Genomic DNA, 18302 nt, shown 5'->3' on the forward strand with positions numbered 1-18302 from the left:
ATCGGCCGCACGGGAGGGATGAATGACGATGAAATTTTTCGCGGCCGCTCTGGCTTCGGGCGTATCCGCGACCGCATTTTACGCACCCAGCGCGTGTGCGCAGACGGGCGAGCAGACATACAATATCGAGGCACAGCGCCTTAGCGATGCGCTTCGCAAATATTCGGACATTTCCGGCCGCGAGGTCATCGCGGCTTCGAGCCTGCTTGAAGGCAGACGCAGCAACCGGGTCCGCGGGCGACTCTCTCCCGACGAAGCCCTCTCGCGCCTCCTTTCCGGCACGGGCCTGACGATCGAACTCGTCGAAGGCGCATGGGTGCTTCGGTCGGGAAACGTCGATGCCCGGGAAACTGGATCGACTGATCGAACCGACGAAGCGATCGTCGTCACAGGCTCTCGTATCCGTGGCGCAGGGCCAGTTGGTTCTCCCATGACGACGGTCGACCGCGACGTTCTCGACCGGAGCGGTCGCGCGACTTTGGCCGATTTCATCCAGACCATTCCGCAGAATTTCTCGGGCGGTCCGACCGAAGCGAATGTCGGCTTCAGCAACCGAGGCAAAGCCTCGTCTAACATAGCCTATGGCACTGGCATCAACCTCCGCGGTCTGGGACCAGGGGCCACCCTGACGCTGTTCGACGGATCCCGGCCGGCCCTTGGAGGCGGTTCGGGCGCCTATGCCGACGTTTCGCTCGTCCCTTCGATCGCAATCGATCGTGTCGAAATCCTGACCGATGGCGCATCCGCAATTTATGGTTCGGATGCCGTCGCGGGCGTGGTGAACATTCGCTTCCGCAACCGCTTCGAAGGCGCTGAAACTCGCCTGCGGGCCGGCACGGCAGACGGTGACTATGGCGAGGTCCAGATTAGCCAGATGCTAGGAAAAGGCTGGTCGACGGGCCACATCGTCGTGGCGGGGGAATATAGCCAGCGCGGCAATCTGGCTGCGACGAAGCGGCCCTTCGCGACCGAGGATCTGCGACCATTCGGCGGCCCCGACCTCCGGTCGAACTACAATAATCCCGGCACTGTCGTGGCGGCGAACGGCCAAAAGTTCCTGATTCCGCGCGGCCAGGACGGGCGCAATCTCACTCCTGCCGACCTTACGCCCAGCGCTGATTTCAATCGCGGCGACGCACGTCGACATACCGACATTCTGCCCAAACAGGAGACGATGGGTCTCTACGCGGCCATCGAGCAATCGCTTGGCTCGACTATCACGATCTTCGCCCGCTCGCTTTACTCAGAACGCAACTTCGAGGCCCGACGCCGTGTGAGCGGCCCGACGCCTGTCCGCGTGACGAGCGCCAATCCCTATTATGTCGACCCCATCGGAACGGGGCAGCCGGTCACCGTCTACTATGATCCCGCCGCCGAGTTCGGTCCTGAAAGCCTGCGTGGCAAAGCCAAGGCGTTCAACAACGTCGTCGGAGCGCGGGCCGACATCGGAAGCTGGGTCATCGAACTGACCGGAGGGTTCGGACGGCAGCGGGAGCGCTATGACAGCTTCAATCTCGTGCATAGCCTCCGCTTCTCGCGGGCGGTCGCGGCAACCAGTCCTGCGCAAGCGATCAATGTCTTTGGCGACGGCGCGGTCAACGACCCAGCGCTCATCGACAGCCTGCGCGGGAGCATCGTCGCAGAAACACAATTCAAGGTGTGGACGGCGGCGCTTCGCGCAGACGGCAAATTGTTGTCTCTCCCCGCGGGCGACCTTAAGATGGCAATCGGCGCCGAGTACCGCCGCGACCGCTTCGCCTTTTCTCAGACCCTCGATCTTGTGACCGATACGCCGCTCGTGATCGGCATCCCCGGCCTACCCGACAAGCGCATCATCAAAGCTTTTTACGGCGAACTGGTCGCGCCAATCTTCGATGCCGGGGACGCATTCCCTGGGTCGCTGACCCTATCGGCGGCTGCCCGCTACGAGGATTATTCGGATTTCGGGGACACTGCGAACCCCAAATTCGGAGCGCGCTGGACGCCGCTGCCGGGTGTCGCGTTGCGTGCGTCCTACGGAAAATCGTTCCGCGCTCCTTTCTTCGACGAACTGGTCGGCACGGCGAATGCGCTCTACCAAACCTTGCGGGTCGCCGATCCGTCCTCACCGACCGGGCAGACCGTCGTGCTTGCCCTGTTCGGCTTTCAACCGGCGCTCCAGCCTGAGCGCGCCGAGAGCTGGACGGCCGGGCTCGACTTCGAACCGCGCGCCCTTCCCGGCGCCAAGCTTTCGCTGACCTATTTCGACATACGTTATCGGGACCGCATTGCGTCGGCCTCGAGCGATAGCCGGAACATTCTCAATAGGCGTGATCTCTATTCACCGATCATTGAGGACGATCCCGCCCTCGCCACGGTAACCGGCTATTTTACTGGTCCGAACTTCTCAAATGCACTCGGGGTTGCTCCCGGCGATGTGCGCGCGATTATCGATCTCAGAACTCGCAATCTTTCGACCTCGACGATCCGCGGCCTCGACTTCGACCTCGCCTATTCGCGGCCCGTTGGCGAAGGCATCTTTTCGTTCAGTGTCGGTGGCACCCGGCTATTCGCGATCGACAACCAGATTACGGCCAGCGCGCCGCGAGATCGCGTCGTCGGTACGCTCGGAAATCCGGTCAAGCTGCGCCTTCGCGGCCGCGCCGGCTTCTCGATGGGCGCGTTCGACGGGGGTCTCGCGGTCAATCATGTCGGCGAGTACCGCAACCTGACCGTCACGCCCGCGGAGCGAGTGAAGAGCTGGACGACCCTCGATCTGCAACTCGGCGCGCGAATCGGCGATCTGCGGGGTCGTTCGCTTCGACTCGGCTTCAGCATCAACAATCTGTTCGACAAGGATCCGCCCTATGCGCAGTTCCGGGGCCCCAGCTACGCGCTCGCCTATGATCCCGAGCAGGCGAGCGCGATCGGCAGGACCATGGCGCTACAGGCCGTTATCGCGTGGTAATTGCCGCCGCACTGCTGGCCGTCGCCGCACCCGCGGCGGCGGCGACACCCCGCGAGCCGGTCGGGGCCGCCGACCTCGTCGAGGTGTCCGAGATCAGCGGCCCCACTCTATCGCCTGATGGCGAACGCTTCGCCTTCCGGGTGAGCCGCGCTTCCCTCGAGAGCAATGCCATAACGCTCGAGTGGTATGTGGGGAGCGTGGATGGGCCGCCCCAACTTGCGGCGAGCGGAGGCAGCGCACGCGTCGATGGAGCAGGGCTCGTCTCCGATCAGACTCCGATCTGGGACAAGGACAGTAAAGGCTTTCGTTTTCTCGCCTTCCGCGATGGAGAAGTGACCCTCTGGCACTGGCGCGACGATGGCGGCGCCAAAATGGAGGTTCGGAACGATGCCGACATCCTGGACTTCGCCGTATCGGACGATGGGGGGCTACTTCGCTACACTGTCGGTGCGACGCGTGCCGAGATCTCTCGCGCACAGACCGCCGCCTACGAAGGGGGCGTGCTGGTCGACGCACGCGTCGACCTCAACCAGGCGATTGCGGGCGGTGTGATCGAAGACGGCAAGCGCGTCATGCAGAGATTTTCCGGACCCTGGTTCGACCGAAAAAGTTTGTTGTGGGATGCGCCGCGCCGCGAGATTTTTGTGCCGAGCGTCGGCGCCACCCCCCATTCCGCGCCCAATGACCAATTCTCGCTCCACTCCGCATCCCAACGTCCGTGGGCTGCAGCGCCCGATGGCAGCAAAGCAGAGATATTGCGTAAGGCAGGCAGCGCCTCCCTCGTGGTCACGCGCCCCGGCGGAGAGCGGATCCAATGCGAGGCGGAGTTCTGCCGTTCGCCAAAGCTGCTCGCAACCACGTGGCTGCCAAATCAGGACATCTTGCTGGCGTTTGTCGACGAAGGAAGCGCCCGCGAAGCCGTCTGGCTATGGAAAGTCGGGGCTGCGACGGCTCGCAAAGTCGCAATCACCGACGGAGCATTGCGTCTCGCCGACCGGCCATCGCGATGCGCCGTCACCATGCGCGCGCTGATTTGCGCCGAAAGCATGCCGCTCATTCCGCCACGCCTCGTCCGGATCGACCTTGCGACAGGGCAGCGCCGACCACTATTCGAACCGAACTCTGCGCTTGCCGCCAGAATTGACGCGGAGGCGAAGTCGCTTGAGCTGCCAGGCGGATACTCCGCGATATTGCTCAGCCCCCCACGGGCGAAAGCGCCACCCGTCGTGGTCCAGAATTATCATTGTGCCGGGTTCCTCAAGGGCGGCACGGGCGAAGAATTGCCGATGCTGCCCCTTGCGGAACATGGAATCGCGGTCCTTTGCATTGATCCGTTTCGGGGCCCGCCCGGAAGCGGAACCGATGGAACATATGAACTTGCCCGCACGGTCATCGCATCCGCGATCGCCGACCTTGGGCAACGCAAACTCGTTGATCCGAACCGCGTCGGCATCGCCGGTTTCAGCCACAGCTCGGGTGTAGCGCTCTGGGCGGTCCGGCACAGCACGAATTTCAAAGCCGCGACGATAGGCACGGGTCAGATTTCGCCTCATTATTTCTGGACCAACGCAGTTCCGGATCGAGGCTTTGAAGCCATGCTAAAGGATTACTGGAGCATCGGCGACCCGGATGCCGACCCCGCCCGCTGGCGTCTCGCCTCTGCAGTTCACAATGTTGAAGCGATCAACACTCCCATCCTAATGCAATTGCCCGACGCGGAAGCAGCCTGGACGGCGGAGCTCCATACCAAGCTCAAACGCGCCGGAAAGCCTGCGGAAATGGTCGTCTATCCGGACGAGCTGCACAATAAATATCAGCTGCGGCACAAGCGCGCCGTTTACGAACGCAACCTCGACTGGTTCCGTTTCTGGCTGACCGGCGAGGAGGACCCAGCTCCCGGGAAATCCAAACAATATAACCGCTGGCGCCATTATCGCGCGGGACCGTCCTTGCCTGTGCCCGCGCGGTAGGTTCGTGCCGGGCGGGCCTTCCCCGGGGGCCGCCCGGCACGACATCTGCTGGATCGCGGCCGATGTTCCGGTCCATCGCCGCTAAATAGCGACATCCGGATGGCCCGACACCGACCGCGCCCAGCGCTCAATGTCGGCGAAGCTCAATATTCGCGTCACCATCACGGGGTCTGGCCGCACGTTGTCGGCAAACAATGCCCCGACAGCTTCGAGGTCAAGAAGGCCCGCTCCCGCCAGCCACCCGTCGAGGAGGTAGGAACGTAGTCGACGGCGATGCGCCTCGAACGCCGGCAGGAATACCGACAATATACGCCCCTTTCCCAGTCGCTCGATTACCATCTCTGGCAGGTCTTGGCGAAAGGCCCTGCGCGCCAGCGCGCGGTTCTGGCCGCCTTCGCCCCACTGCCAGCTCGGCACGCCGAGCGTAAATTCGATGATTGGCTGCGAGAGCAACGGGGCGATCATCGGCATTGCCAAGGCGCGATCATAGCCGTCGAGGAACGGCTGTGCGATGAGAAGCTTGATCGCATAGACCTGCTGTCCGGGGGATGCCCGGTCTGCGTCAGCCATCCAGGGGTGCTCAGGATAGTCTCGCGCATAGCGACGCGTGAGGAGGCTGTGATCAACCGGCCACATTGGCGGCGGTCTCAGCAGTCGCTTTGCCGAATAGCCAAGGGCACGCCACATATTGTCATTGGCAAGGCGGGCAAGGTCGCCGGCAGCGCGCCATGCTTCGACCGGCCCAGCGTAACGTAGCGCGTCGAGAATGGGCGCCGCCGATGTCAGATAGCCGAAGACATTGTCGCCGCCGGTGCCTGTGAAGATCGCATCTGCCTCGAACTCTCGGGCGCCTTGGAGGTAAGCGCGGTCACTTGGTCCTAGCAGGCCGAAGCCGCCCGGACGCGCGCGCAGAATTTCGAGCGGAGCCATCGGATCCCCGAACGGTGGACGCTGCCATTCCGCAAGGGGCGTTCCGACACGTTCGGCGACGGCGCGCGCATAGGGACGCTCGTCGCCGTCGGGATCGCTGGTCGCCATTGTCAGGGCGCGCCAAGGTCTGCGTCGGCCGGCGAGGCATGCCGCCATAATGCTGCTGTCGATCCCTCCCGACAGCTCAAGCTGGATACGCTCGAAGCGCATGCTCCAGGCCGACACCGTCCGACTGACCTTGTTGCGCAGATCTTCGGGATCGATCCGAGCAGGCGAGCGGCGCGTGTGGGCCCATGGCGACCAGCTTGTGGCCAGCGGCCGCACCGACCCCAAGGCGATAACCTCCCCCGGAAGGAGTTCACGCACACCGCGCAATTCAGCATCAGGGCCGCGAAGTAGAGGGAAGCGCATCCACGCGTCGATGCGTTCGGGGTCAGGCTGATCGAGCCGAAAGCCGAGGCTGCGTGCGAGTGAGAGATCGGTGAAAGCGATCGCACGCCCATCGCGATCTTCAAAACAGAATAGGGCTGGTCCGGTCATTGGGGAGCGAAGCAGCAAAATGCGCCCTTCCGGGTCAGCCCAGAAGAGCAGGAAGTTGCCCCATAGCTCCTTGATGGCCCATGCCCCTTCGCTCGACACGAGCCGGTCCACCTCGATCGCGGTCAAATGCTCGCAAACTCCCGAACTCTGCCGATGAAAGGCCCAGCCAATAAGCGCAGTGCCGTTCGAGATCTCGGCGGGTGTATCCTTTTCCACAATTAGCCGGGCTCGCCCGACCGTCCCGGCCTCGACAAAGCCGACGGGAATGTTGCGATCGCTCGGGCCGATGATGAGGGCGATACGTAACGTCACAGCCGAAACACCGGCGTATAGTCAGCGACCACATTGACGTTGTCGGACAGCACCATTTCATTGTGTTGAACCCAGGCGTGCGCCGCAAAGGGATCAAGCCTGACACCGAAATAGACCTGGCCGGGTATTCCGCGCTGCCAGAGGTAGCGAGCCAAGGCCAGACTATCGGGCACGCAAAGACGCCGCCAAGGCAGCTGGACGCGCGCCGCCGCATATCCACGGGCAACCGCACAGGCATGTCGGCGATCCACCATTGTCTCCGCGGTAAGGAGGTTATTCTTCAAGCGGCGCCATTGGGCTATGGTTTGTCCGAGACCGCGCAAACGTAGCCGGAGAGCCGCATCGAGCCGGTAACGTGCGATCTCCAGCGCGCCAGCACGCTGGCTCGGACCTGCCAGCTCGAGTGCGCTGCTCGTTGCGATGGGCGCGGAAATTGGAGCGATTGAGGGGCCCGGCCCGTCGCCAATGAGGCGGCGTCTGGACAGCCTGCCTAACGCAGGTTCGATAGCCGCCGTCGTGAGCCCAGCGCCGAGCGCTTCGAGGACGCCAACCTCGGCACCTCGGAGCATCAAGTAGCGGTCCGCCTCAATGTCGAGGAGAACTGCACCGCCGCCCAGGAAGGCGAAGCTGATGTGGGGTGGGAGATGATGGTCCATTGAGGCAGTACGGACGCGGCGCGGTGCGCCGCGTCCGCCATCCCGTCAGTCGGCGGTGATCGCGCCGTCCGGCTTGAAGTGGATGACCGAGCCATCCTCGGGATAGGGCAGAAGCCCGCCGAGCGTTTCGACGCTGGCGACGCCCAGTTCTTCGATTTCGGCGTTGTCGATGCGGTCCATGGGACCCTCCTTGGTTGATGCCGCGGAATTGCGGCAAGGTCAAAGCTACGCCTTTGATTTGGAATAGGAATTTTATAGTTTTGCTATAACCCGAATGTTATCGGAGCGGGTCGCTGCGCGGCCTCACTGCCGCAGCAATACGTCCGGCTTGCCGGGTACGCCGACGATGGAAGCTCGTGATTTTGCTGCGTAAACTTGTCCAACGGCCGAACCGGTAGTCTTCCTCCATCGCAGCCAGAGTGGCGCGCGATGCGGCGTCGATACGTAGCTCCGCCGAACGAAAAGCCCTACTTCGCTCGATAAAGTTCACGATGGCGTATCGAAGTTCGCGATTCGAAGCGCCGACGGCGATGACACCAAACAGCGAATCAATCGCCTCCGGATAAGGCTCGATCCGCTGCAGTTCGCTGAGTCCCGCCCGGAGATTCGGCGAAGGGTGCCTGCCCTTCAGCGCAAGTGCGAGTAGCATCCCACCCCATTCGTACAACTCAACAAGGTCTGCCTCAGCCAGCAAGGGCTGTCGAAAACCTTCTTGGTGCCAGCTATCGACGATGCGTTCTCCGGACAGGCGATGAAGGGCATCTCGCACCGGCGTTGCGCTCGCACCTAACGCGCGGGCCAATTGCCGCGGGTCGAGGCGCGTCCCGGGCGGATAGGCGCCGCTCATAATGCGCACCTTTAGGTCGATGTAGACCCGCTCCATCGTAGCGCCGGGGCTCATGCCGCCAGCGTCCCGTCCTCGCCCAACGATCGCTGCTCACCGATATAGTCAGCAAGAAGCGCCTGCTGATCTGGGCGAAGAGCATCCACGGCTGCGATCGGGTCGGGGGGATAGCCGCGGAACAGGATCGAGGGACACTGACCCTCGAAGTTGCCGAGGTTTGGGCGATGCTGGACATAGCCGGTCAAGGCCGCCAGCTCGGGCGGAAAGTCCTTCGCGACGTCGGGTGGATAGGCGAGCCACTGGTTCTCGTAAGGTTTCAGCCAGCCGAGGCAGTAGCTGATGATGATCCCGCGCCGCGCCGCCGGGCTGCAATTGCCGCCGGCGCCGTGGAGCGTCGAACCCAGGAAGACGATAGCGTCACCCGGCATCGTCTCGGCAATGATCGGCGCTTCCGCCGGCTCCTCGACAAGCGCTTCGAGCCCATGGCTGTTCGGCCAGATGATCGTGGCGCCATTCTCCGCGGTGAAGGGCGTCAGCGGCCACATCACATTCACGAGATACTCGACCTCTCCGAGCGTCCCCTGCCACATGTCCTGATCGCGATGCGGGAACTGCGGAAGCGCTCCCGGATGCAGCTCGATCGCCTGGGCGAGATTGAGCTGAATACGCTCGCACCAGTCGCCGAGCGCGGCCTCGGCGAGGGCGAGGATCGCCGGGTTCATGACCAGCGCGCCGACGTGCGGCGAGCGGATGAGCAGGCGGCCGAAGCGCTTGGTGCGCTCGCCATAGAAGCCGCCCTCGCAAAAGGGCGTCGCGGCGTAGCGCGGATCGAGGTCGCGATCGATCGCCGCGATCAGCTCGGCGGGAACGGCTGAGCGGACGATCGCATAACCGTCTTCCTTGAGCGCCCGCATCGAGGCGGAGGGCGGCTGATGGCTCTCTGCCGCAGCAATATTGGTACTCATGGCCCCGCTCCTTTCACGCTGCATTGGCCGCGACCGGCGTCGCAGCGCTGCCCGAAACAATCCCCGCCGCCTTGAGCCTTGCGGGGGTGTCGGCGTCGATCTCGATCCGCAGCGAAGTCAGCGCGCGGCCATCGTAAATGCCGGGTTCGCCGAGCGCCGTGCAATCCCAGCCGAAGGTCCGGATCTGAGCGAACCAGTCGAGCTCGGCGACGCCGGTGTAGGAGCGGATGCCGTTAGCGAGCGCATAGTCGATCAGCCCGGCAAGAAGCGTGTCGCGAGCGATGCGGCGCTGACGCGCACCGATCCCCGGCGACAGGCAGAAGCGGGTGATCTCGAAGATATCGGGACCGGACGGCGGGATGCCGTTGACGAGGCCGGGGAAGAGACCGTCGAGAAGGGCCGGGCGCGTGGTGGGAAGGAGGCGCGCCGAGGCGAGATGCCCGCCGTCCTGATCGCCGACGATCAGATAGGTCGCGTGGGGATCGTCGAAATGATCGATCTCGAACCGGTCGGCGAGCACCGGCAGGTCCCATTTCAGAAGATCGATGAAGACGCGCTTGCGCGCCTCGAACATCGCGCGGAGCAATTGATGCTCGTGTGCGCGGTTGGAATGGTCGATTACCGAAAGCATGGATGTGTCTCCTTTTCGAAAGAGACCATCCAATTGAACGGCTTTTTGCGGCTCCACCATAGCACGATCGGGGGGTGTCGACGAAAAAAGTTCAGCGCTTGGCGATATCCTCGTAGCTGAGGTCGCCGGCATAAAGCGCGCGCACGGTCAGCGTGATCCCGCCATTCGCGTCGTAACGCTGCCGCGCGTTGCGAAGATGCTCGCGAACCGTGTCGGGACTGAGATCGAGGATCCGACCGACCTTCGGAGCGCTGTTCCCCTTGGCCGACAGGATCAGGCATTCGCGCTGGCGATCGGTCAGTCGCGGCCCGACCTGCGCGAGTTCGGGATTGGCGAGCAGGCGCGCGGCTTCGAAGGCCGGCCCACCGATCATTCTAGCAAAGAGCAGCGCCATATCATTGGCGGCGATCCCCGGCGTCCAGGCGAAGGACACCGAGCCATGCGCCTCGCCAGGAATGTGCGCCGGTATGGTAAGCCCGTCTCCTATTCCGTGCCGCTGCGCCTCGCTGAGAACCAGTTCGTCCTCGGGGCGTTCGCCCGAGAGCGGCTTCATGTTGCGCCAAAAGAAACCCTCGAGACTGCGGTGGCTGGCGCGATGCACGGGATCTGTGAGCCCAAGTCCGCGCTCGTCGAACCAGCGCGCCCAATCCTCGGGATAGTTGTGGACGCGAACACCCCTGTCGGGAGCCGCGAGGAAATCGACATGGTGGCTCAGCGCGAACCAGGAACAGCCCATGCGCGCGCAGGCCTCCGCCAGCAGATCGGCCAGACCCGCCGCATCCTTCACCCGCGTGACGTCGAGCGCAAAAGCATGCGCAGCGTCCATCGTCGGCATTGCGACCCATGGCAGCGGACGGCAGTCGTCGCCAAGTCGGCCGACCGTCCCTGCTCCTCGTCATGGCCTGCGAGCGGTGCCCTCTCAATGGGCCGTCCCGCCGGCGACGGGTGATCGCCGCTGGTCATAGCGATCTACAATGATGCAAATTTGCGGATGTTACGAATATATTTCAAATATATTCGGGAGATAGAACCAGATTGGGGCCATTTTGCCGAAAGCCTCCGAATGCCCCGACTGCGATCATCGGCCCCGCTTGCGAAAATCCCAGACGGGAAGGCCGATCTTCGCAGCCTTGTCGGCGAGATTGTCCTGAATGCCGGTGCCGGGGAAGATGATAACCCCGACCGGCAGAGCTTCGAGCATCCGGTCGTTGCGCTTGAATGGCGCGGATTTGCCATGGCGGCTCCAGTCGGGCCGGAAGGCCACCTGCGTCACCTTGCGGGTTTCGGCCCAGCAGGCGGCGATACGCTCGGCCCCCGTTGGTGTCGCGCCATGGAGCAGGATCATGTCGGGATGGCGGTCGCGTGCGCGATCGAGAGCATCCCATATCGCCCTATGATCGTCGACATCGGCGCCGCCAGTGAACAGGATGCGCGTGCCCTCGGGAAGAAGTGCGGCCGCTTTCTGGCGCAATCGCGCGTCGAGAAAGTCGCGGCTGTCGATCATCGACGCGGTCATTGAGCGGTGCTGCGCGCGAGATCCGGTGCGCGGCGCCCAGGCCTTGCGGCAAAGGGTCCGGAACTGGTCGGCGGCGCATTCGCGGAAGAATTCCATCGCGTCCCGGCGCTCGATGAGGGAAATTCCCTCGCGCGTCGCCCGTTCGAGCTCGACCGAGCGGATCTCGCTGCCGTCCTGCTCGCGCTGAAGTCGGCGCTGCGCCTGTTCATTGTCGTCGAGCTGCCGCTCGACCCGCTCGCCGGCGCGGTGGAAGATGTTGACGAGATTCCAGAGCAGGTCCTCGAGGTCGGGTTCGATACGGGTTTCGACGAGGCATCCCGCAAGCGCCTCGAACATGTCGGCAACCGCGCCGCCGGCGAGATGGGCGTCGGGGAGCGGCCGCGGATCGGGCTCGTCCTCGAAGGGCCTGTGGCCGAAGAGCTGCATCTCCTGGAGCAGATAGGCCGTCGTCCCGGGTTCTGCAGGGTGGTCGTGAGGGGCGGTATCGTCGCGCATCTTGGATCTCCGTCTGTGCCAGCCGCGCCTCGTGCGGCCTTCGCGGCGACGGAGAGCGGCATGCGGGGCGGGGCTGCATCGCGGCGCGCCGCGACCGTAGCGAAGCGGAGGATGGCGGGTGCGCGGCTATTTTGCTTCGCGATGCAAAGGGGCCGGCAGGCCCCGGCGGAAAATAGCCGCGCACCCGCCGTTGCTGCCCCGCGCTGCCTGCCGCAGTCGCCCTCTCAAGAAGGCCGGGCGCGCGCCGCGCCAGTGGAAGGCCAACGCGGCCTCATGCTGCCACCCGCCCGTTCCGGCAAACCCGGCGCGATCAGAGATGCGTCAGGCGGTCCGCACTCACCAGCTGCCTGCGAAGGCTGGCGGCCAACGCGCTCCGCCCGAGGGTCTGGAGATCACCGTTGAAGTCGCCGTGCTGCGGCTCCAGCGGACAAACCTCGATTCCGCGTTCCAACGCGCGTTCCCGGAGCGTCGCCAGCGCGATCACGCCCGCCGGATCGTCGTCGCATGCAACGTAAAGGCGTCTGAGTGCAGCCGGAAACGCGATTGCGGCAAGGTGGGCTCCGGAAAGCCCCGCGATCATCGGCAACCGCGGCATGATCTGGCGTAGCGACAATATGGTCTCGATGCCTTCGCCGGCCGCCATGACGGGACCCGCCGCCCCGAAGCGCACGCCATTTCCGAGAAGGTGGCCCATGGCGCGCCGGGGAAAGGCGACCGGTGCCTTGTCCATCGCCTCGGGATCGAGCCACGTCCGATGCACGCCCGTGATTGCTCCGGCCAGATCAGTCACCGCGGCAATCATGGCTGGCCACGCCGGACGGCCGCCCGGCGCATCATCGTCGGACGGCCGATAAAAGCAGTGCGGATGAAATCGCAAGGGGTCGCTCGGCAGCACGTCGATGATAGACCGTCCGGCGAGGTAGAAGCTCGCGATGCTCCCCCCAAGCGCCTTCGATGCCGCCCAGAGCCTGCGTGCCGATTCCGGCGAGCCGGTCGGAGCCTTTGCCGGTGCAGGATTTCGGGGAGCGTCCGGCGGCGGCGGCAGGCTGAGAAAGTGACGCGCCTCCTCGAGCGTTTCGCGGAAACTGGAATGGCCGCAGCTTGCCGCGATGATGTCGAGCAGATCGCCATGATCTCCACTCGCGGCATCGGTCCATTTGCCCGGCGCACCGCCGTCGCCGCTCGCCGCAAGCCGGACGTAAAGGCTGCGCCCGGGCGTGTTACGGATATCGCCGACCATCCAATAATGGCCCTCGCGGCGTCCGCGTGAGAGGTAGCGGCGACACACCGCCTCGGCATTTTCCCCGAGACGGCGCGATATGTCGGATGCTGGACTGGACATAAGGGGCTCCTTCAGGCGGCCTTGCGATCCTGAACCCGAACGATCGGAAAGCGATCGACGAGCGCAGTGAACACATCGGCGCCAGCAGCCCCTGCCGGCACGTAGAGCTTCAGTTTCCACGAGACGATCTCGGAGATCAAGCCCATTGCTTTCAGGCGCTCGACGCCGAGATCGTTGAAGCCGACAAGCTCGACACGCCAGTCATTCATCGCGCGAACCCGCCGCAAGCTTTGCCCTTCGGCGAGCGCAAGTATGACCTCACCCGTCTGCACCATGCGCCAGGCATCGGCGACGGGCAACTTCGCCGGCGCTTCCCCGGTCACAGAAGCCGCCCATCCCTGCGAAACCTTGCGCCCGATGACCCGCTCGCCGGCGATAGTTTGCAGGCGATAGACACGCGTCGACTCCTTCGGCAGCCGCTTCCAGATCGGCAGGAGCAGACCTGCGACGATATGCAGCGTCGAGAGTTCAAATTCCGGGAGCTCGGCGAGCTCGGCGCTCCAGGCCGCGCCAAAGGTGCCTGCATCGACCGGTCGCCAGTGCGAATGCTCGAAGTCCTCGGCGAGCATTTTCATCTTCTCGAGGGGTCGCTGCAGCCCGACCCGCCGATGGACGCGGCCGTCGTCGTCGACGAGGCTGCGGGCCCGGACCTTCACCGCGGCCCGCCCCGAGCGCGCGTTGACGACGAGCTCGCCGCCCCAGCCCGAGACGATGCCCAACGCATCCTCGATCGACAGAGGTGCGACGCGGTCCTTGCGCTCGATCGTGAGGAGCTGCGTCACCGCGCCGGTGCCGGGATGCGCATAGATGGTCTCGCGCGCGGTCACCGTGAAGCTCTCGGCGCGCAGGGTCTCGAGCCCCATTTCATAGGTGCCCGCCGCGATCGCGCCTTCGATGCGGGTCGCGAGCAGGCCCTCGAAGGTTTCGAAAAGGATGTTCTGCAGATCGATCGTCAGCGCGAGCATCCGGTTGAGGAAGGTCGTGATCGGCGGCAGCTCGTCCTTCAGACCTCCGTCGTCGAGGAGCGAGAGTCCCGTGGCCGCCTCGAAGGTGAGCAGCGAGCAGTCCTCGACCTTGCCGTCAGCGAGGAGCTGATAGAGCTGGCGGAGCGCATCGCGCGCATAGAAGGACTCCAGATTGTCCTGCGGCCGAAACATGTTCTGACCGCCGGTCTGCCGCTGGCCGCGGGTGATCGCACCCAGCGTGTCGAGGCGCCGCGCAATGGTAGAGATGAAGCGCTTCTGCGCCTTCACGTCGGTCGAGACGGGCCGGAAGAGCGGCGGCTGCTTCTGGTTCGTGCGATTGGTGCGCCCGAAGCCCTGGATCGCGGTGTCGGCCTTCCAGCCGGGCTCGAGCAAATAGTGGATTCGGCGGCGCTGGTTCTTCACCTCGAGATCGGCATGATAGGATCGCCCCGTCCCGCCCGCTTCCGAGAAGATGAGGATGCGCTTCTCGTCGTCCATGAAGGCGTGGGTCTCGCCAAGATTGGCGCTGCCGGGCCGGTTCTGGACGGCGAAGCGAACCGCGCCATCGTCGCCGCCGACTGGAATGATCCTCCGCGAACGCCCGGTGACCTCGGCCACCGCATCCGCGCCGAAATGCTGGACGATCTGGTCGAGCGCCCCCGGCACCGGGGGCAGCGCGGCGAGTTTTTCGATCAGCGCATCGCGGTGGCGCGCCGCCTCGCGGTTGACGACGGGATTTCCCTCACCGTCGAACACAGGACGTGACGAGAGATTGCCCTCGCTGTCGGTGCACGGTTCATAGAGCTGGACCGGGAAGCTGTGCGCGAGATAGTCGAGGACATATTCGCGCGGCGTGATGTCGACCGACACGTCGCCCCATTCCTCGGTCGGAATTTCGGCGAGCCGCCGCTCCTGCAGCGCCTCACCGGTCGAGACGATCTGCACCACCGCCGCATGCCCCGCTTCAAGATCCTTACCGATGCTCGCGATCGTCGCCGGCGTCTGCATCGCCGTGATCAGATGATTGAAGAAACGCTGCTTGGTGCTCTCGAACGCCGAGCGCGCCGCGGACTTCGCCTGCGCATTGAGGGTGCCGTGGAGCGAGCTGGTGACCCCGGCCGCTTCCATCGCCGCGTCGAGATTGTTGTGGATGACCTGAAAAGCACCGGCATAGCTGTCGTAGATTCGCCGCTGCTCTTGCGTAAGCGCATGTTCGAGCAGCTCATATTCGACGCCATCGAACGACAGCGATCGCGCGGCGTAGAGCCCGAGCGCCTTCAGATCGCGCGCGAGCACCTCCATCGCCGCGACGCCGCCGTCCTCGATCGCGGCGACAAATTCGCTCCGCGTCGCGAAAGGGAAATCACTGCCGCCCCAGAGACCGAGCCGCTGCGCATAAGCGAGGTTCTGTACGGTCGTCGCGCCGGTTGCCGACACATAGACGATGCGGGCATCGGGCAGCGCGTGCTGCAGCCGGAGTCCCGCGCGCCCTTGCTGCGACGGCTTTTGCTCGCCGCGATCGCCCTTGCCGCCGGCGGCGTTCGCCATCGCATGCGCCTCGTCGAAGATGATGACCCCGTCGAAGTCGGCGCCGAGCCACTCGACGATCTGGTCGACCCGGCTCGCCTTGCCCTCGCGTCCCTGGCTGCGCAGGGTCGCGTAGGTCGTAAACAAGATGCCCTCGGCCAGCTTGATCGGACTTCCCTGCCGGTAGCGCGACAGCGGCGTGACGAGCAATCGTTCCTGCCCAAGCGCCGACCAGTCGCGCTGCGCATCCTCGAGCAGCCGGTCCGAAATCGACAGCCAGACCGCACGCTTCCGGCCCTTCAGCATATTGTCGAGGATGATGCCGGCGACCTGTCGGCCCTTGCCGGCGCCGGTGCCGTCGCCGAGAAACCAGCCGCGGCGAAAACGAACGGCATTGTCATTGTCGTCGCTCGCCGCGGTCACCATGTCCCACGTCTCGTCGACGGTCCATGCACCCGACAGATGCCCGGCATGGGCCTCACCGGCATAAATGATCGCTTCCAGCTGCGCGTCCGACAAAATGCCGTCGTCGATCAGCCTTTCGGGAAGGTTCGGCCGATAGGAGGGCTGCGGCGGTGCAACCGACGCCATGGCGGCGGACTGCACGAGTGCAGTCGGATGGGGCTTCGACGACGGAATAACGAGAGACTGCAGCGCGTAGGGCTCGTAGATCGTCTCGGCGAGCTGCCCCTCGGGCGATTGCCAGTCGCAGGTTTCATAGGCCAGTTCGGGAGCAAGAGCGGGGCTCGCCGACAGAATGTTCTGCCGCGCCGCAACCGTCGGGCGCCCAGAAAGTTCGGGCGAGGTAAGGGCAGTAACGGGCCGGGCCGGCGCTGTGGGCGGCTGTGGTGCCGTGCGGGTCGGCACGGCGCTCCGAACCCAGTGAAGCAAAGTGGCAAGATCGGCTGCCTCGCCGTGTGAAGGCGCAATCGCCGACGGATCGGCAGCGGGCCGCTTGTCGATCACGATAAGCCGCGTGCTCGTCGTCGTGCCATGTTTGGCGTAGACTTTTCCGTCGATCGCCGCCGAGAAGATCAGCGTAGCTTGCGCCTGCAGGCGCACGAAGGCATCGTGCCAGGCGGGAGCATCCGGCGAATAGTTCGCCCCGACGATAGCAACCAGCCTTCCCTCATCCTCCAGCCGAGCCAGCGCCGATGCAATATGCCGAAGGGCCGTGTCGCGCATAGTGCGCTCGACTTTCGCCACCGCCGAAAAGGGCGGGTTCATCAGGATGACCGTCGGGCGGACGCCGGGATCGAGACGATCGTCGATCGACGCGGCGTCATGACGCGTGACCGCGCCCTTTGCGAACAGCAGATCGAGCAGGTCTGCGCGTGCTTCGGCAAGTTCGTTGAGCGCAATGCGGGCGCCAGCGAGTTCGGCGTGGATTGCGAGCATGCCTGTGCCGGCCGAGGGTTCGAGAACCGCGTCGCCGGGCTGGATCGAGGCGGCGTGGGCCGCGACGAACGCGAGCGGCAAGGGCGTCGAATATTGCTGCATCGACTGGCTCTCGAGCGAGCGCCGCGTATGCGTTGGAATGCGGCTGGCGAGACGCTGCCACATCGCGAGCTGAGCGATCGGCGTCAGCTTGCGGACGGCCGGGGTGACGCCGTAGCGGCGCAGCAACAGGATCTGTGCGACCTCGCAAGCGTCATAAGCGGCCTTCCAGTCCCACGCGCCCTCGGCATCGCTCGCGCCGAAAGCGCCGGTCATCGCCGCGCGGAGCGCGGCCGTGTCGAAGGGCCGCCCGGCCTCAAGCAGCGGGAGAATGGCCTTCGCTGCCGCGAGCAGGCGAGCAGCGCCGAGGGCGGCGGCAGGTGTCGAGACAGGAAGCGCGGCGCCACCAGGCGCCGCGCGAGAGGGAAGAAGCTGCATTTCGGAAGATCCTTGGGAGAGCGGGAAGGGGACAAGCCGCCGGCCGCTCTCTCTGGGACCGGGTGGCTCATCCCTTTCCGGCCACCCTCTCCTCTATCCGAACCTTTCTCCGTCCTCGGTGAAGCTGTAGCCATTGGCAGCGATCGCTTCGTCGACGACCTCGTCCGAGTTCAGATAATCAAATTCGTCTTCGAGTTTACCGTAAAGCCAGCGAGCAAGATCGCGTAGCGCCTCGGCCACTTCGTCCTCCGCGGTCGTCGTCATCGCCTGATAGACATGGCTGTCGCGCTCGACCCCGATATCCATGCTATGTTCGTGGTAGTAGCGGCCGCGGTGGCTGACCCGCGCGCTGAGCTGAAAGAAATTGCTCCACTGGATCGCCAAGAGCGCGTCGGCGATCCTGTGCAGCTCTTGGTCCTTCGGCGAATAACGGCGGATGGCTGATGCGCATCCGCGCGCATAACTATAGTCGCCTTCGAAGCAGGCGCCGTCGCCTTGGCTTGCGAAGCCCGAGAACCAGATGCACGGCTTTCGCCTTGTGCCGCCACCGTGGAGGCGAACCGGCACGCTGGCGAGCTCGATCCCGAGAATTTCGCATATCCGTTCGAAGTCCGCATAGACGGCCCAATACCAGTCGTGATCGAAAGCGCCCTCGCGATACCAGTCCCTCGCCTTTTCCTTCGCGTCGTCGGACAATTCCTCCATTTGATAGACCGTCGTCTCGATAATCTCGGCCATGACAATCTCCTGAAACGAAAATGGCCCGGCGCTGCGGCCGGGCCAGAGT

At 64.5% G+C, this 18302-nt stretch carries 13 protein-coding genes; 2 read left to right on the forward strand and 11 right to left on the reverse strand.

Annotated elements, in window-relative coordinates:
- Positions 1-22: 22 nt before the first annotated feature.
- Positions 23-2947: a TonB-dependent receptor gene (locus VFG17_RS13005; protein ID WP_095388860.1), complete on the forward strand. Its 2925-nt coding sequence runs from the start codon at positions 23-25 to the stop codon at positions 2945-2947.
- Positions 2941-4917: an Atxe2 family lasso peptide isopeptidase gene (locus VFG17_RS13010; RefSeq protein ID WP_095388861.1), complete on the forward strand. Its 1977-nt coding sequence runs from the start codon at positions 2941-2943 to the stop codon at positions 4915-4917. The genes VFG17_RS13005 and VFG17_RS13010 overlap by 7 nt, the downstream gene beginning before the upstream one ends.
- A gap of 81 nt (positions 4918-4998) precedes the next feature.
- On the opposite strand, the gene VFG17_RS13015 is transcribed toward VFG17_RS13010, so the two are convergent.
- The 11 genes from VFG17_RS13015 to VFG17_RS13065 form a co-directional block, all read right to left on the reverse strand.
- Complete coding sequence (locus VFG17_RS13015; RefSeq protein ID WP_095388862.1) at positions 4999-6699, reverse strand: asparagine synthase C-terminal domain-containing protein; 1701 nt, start codon at positions 6697-6699, stop codon at positions 4999-5001.
- Positions 6696-7355, reverse strand: coding sequence for a lasso peptide biosynthesis B2 protein (locus tag VFG17_RS13020; RefSeq protein ID WP_095388863.1), 660 nt, complete (start codon positions 7353-7355; stop codon positions 6696-6698). The genes VFG17_RS13015 and VFG17_RS13020 overlap by 4 nt, the downstream gene beginning before the upstream one ends.
- Before the next feature lie 45 nt (positions 7356-7400).
- Entirely contained in the window at positions 7401-7535 is a 135-nt protein-coding gene (locus VFG17_RS13025; RefSeq protein ID WP_255247271.1) for a hypothetical protein, read from the reverse strand.
- A gap of 97 nt (positions 7536-7632) precedes the next feature.
- Positions 7633-8256: a GntR family transcriptional regulator gene (locus VFG17_RS13030; protein WP_095388864.1), complete on the reverse strand. Its 624-nt coding sequence runs from the start codon at positions 8254-8256 to the stop codon at positions 7633-7635.
- Positions 8253-9164: a phytanoyl-CoA dioxygenase family protein gene (locus VFG17_RS13035; RefSeq protein WP_095388865.1), complete on the reverse strand. Its 912-nt coding sequence runs from the start codon at positions 9162-9164 to the stop codon at positions 8253-8255. The genes VFG17_RS13030 and VFG17_RS13035 overlap by 4 nt, the downstream gene beginning before the upstream one ends.
- A 13-nt stretch (positions 9165-9177) precedes the next feature.
- On the reverse strand, positions 9178-9795 hold the full coding sequence (locus tag VFG17_RS13040; protein ID WP_095388866.1) for an acyl-homoserine-lactone synthase: 618 nt from the start codon (positions 9793-9795) through the stop codon (positions 9178-9180).
- Between the two features lie 91 nt (positions 9796-9886).
- Complete coding sequence (locus VFG17_RS13045) at positions 9887-10630, reverse strand: helix-turn-helix transcriptional regulator (RefSeq protein WP_052208764.1); 744 nt, start codon at positions 10628-10630, stop codon at positions 9887-9889.
- Between the two features lie 243 nt (positions 10631-10873).
- On the reverse strand, positions 10874-11806 hold the full coding sequence (locus VFG17_RS13050) for a DUF2493 domain-containing protein (protein WP_095388867.1): 933 nt from the start codon (positions 11804-11806) through the stop codon (positions 10874-10876).
- Positions 11807-12116: 310 nt separating this feature from the next.
- A complete protein-coding gene (locus VFG17_RS13055; RefSeq protein ID WP_095388868.1) occupies positions 12117-13148 on the reverse strand; it encodes a DUF7146 domain-containing protein in 1032 nt (343 codons plus the stop codon).
- A gap of 11 nt (positions 13149-13159) precedes the next feature.
- Entirely contained in the window at positions 13160-17515 is a 4356-nt protein-coding gene (locus VFG17_RS13060; protein ID WP_095388869.1) for a strawberry notch-like NTP hydrolase domain-containing protein, read from the reverse strand.
- A 93-nt stretch (positions 17516-17608) separates the two neighbouring features.
- Positions 17609-18253: an antitoxin of toxin-antitoxin stability system gene (locus VFG17_RS13065; protein WP_095388870.1), complete on the reverse strand. Its 645-nt coding sequence runs from the start codon at positions 18251-18253 to the stop codon at positions 17609-17611.
- Between the last annotated feature and the right edge of the window lie 49 nt (positions 18254-18302).

It is taken from the genome of Sphingopyxis sp. (assembly GCF_035686825.1).
GTDB lineage: Bacteria > Pseudomonadota > Alphaproteobacteria > Sphingomonadales > Sphingomonadaceae > Sphingopyxis.

What these genes read in the sequence shown, in the direction of transcription:
- VFG17_RS13005 (WP_095388860.1), top strand. Translation starts at nt 23, where the DNA reads ATGACGATGAAATTTTTCGCGGCCGCTCTGGCTTCGGGCGTATCCGCG.
- VFG17_RS13020 (WP_095388863.1), bottom strand. Translation starts at nt 7,355, where the DNA reads ATGGACCATCATCTCCCACCCCACATCAGCTTCGCCTTCCTGGGCGGC.
- VFG17_RS13025 (WP_255247271.1), bottom strand. Translation starts at nt 7,535, where the DNA reads ATGGACCGCATCGACAACGCCGAAATCGAAGAACTGGGCGTCGCCAGC.
- VFG17_RS13030 (WP_095388864.1), bottom strand. Translation starts at nt 8,256, where the DNA reads ATGAGCCCCGGCGCTACGATGGAGCGGGTCTACATCGACCTAAAGGTG.
- VFG17_RS13035 (WP_095388865.1), bottom strand. Translation starts at nt 9,164, where the DNA reads ATGAGTACCAATATTGCTGCGGCAGAGAGCCATCAGCCGCCCTCCGCC.
- VFG17_RS13040 (WP_095388866.1), bottom strand. Translation starts at nt 9,795, where the DNA reads ATGCTTTCGGTAATCGACCATTCCAACCGCGCACACGAGCATCAATTG.
- VFG17_RS13045 (WP_052208764.1), bottom strand. Translation starts at nt 10,630, where the DNA reads ATGCCGACGATGGACGCTGCGCATGCTTTTGCGCTCGACGTCACGCGG.
- VFG17_RS13050 (WP_095388867.1), bottom strand. Translation starts at nt 11,806, where the DNA reads ATGCGCGACGATACCGCCCCTCACGACCACCCTGCAGAACCCGGGACG.
- VFG17_RS13055 (WP_095388868.1), bottom strand. Translation starts at nt 13,148, where the DNA reads ATGTCCAGTCCAGCATCCGACATATCGCGCCGTCTCGGGGAAAATGCC.
- VFG17_RS13060 (WP_095388869.1), bottom strand. Translation starts at nt 17,515, where the DNA reads ATGCAGCTTCTTCCCTCTCGCGCGGCGCCTGGTGGCGCCGCGCTTCCT.
- VFG17_RS13065 (WP_095388870.1), bottom strand. Translation starts at nt 18,253, where the DNA reads ATGGCCGAGATTATCGAGACGACGGTCTATCAAATGGAGGAATTGTCC.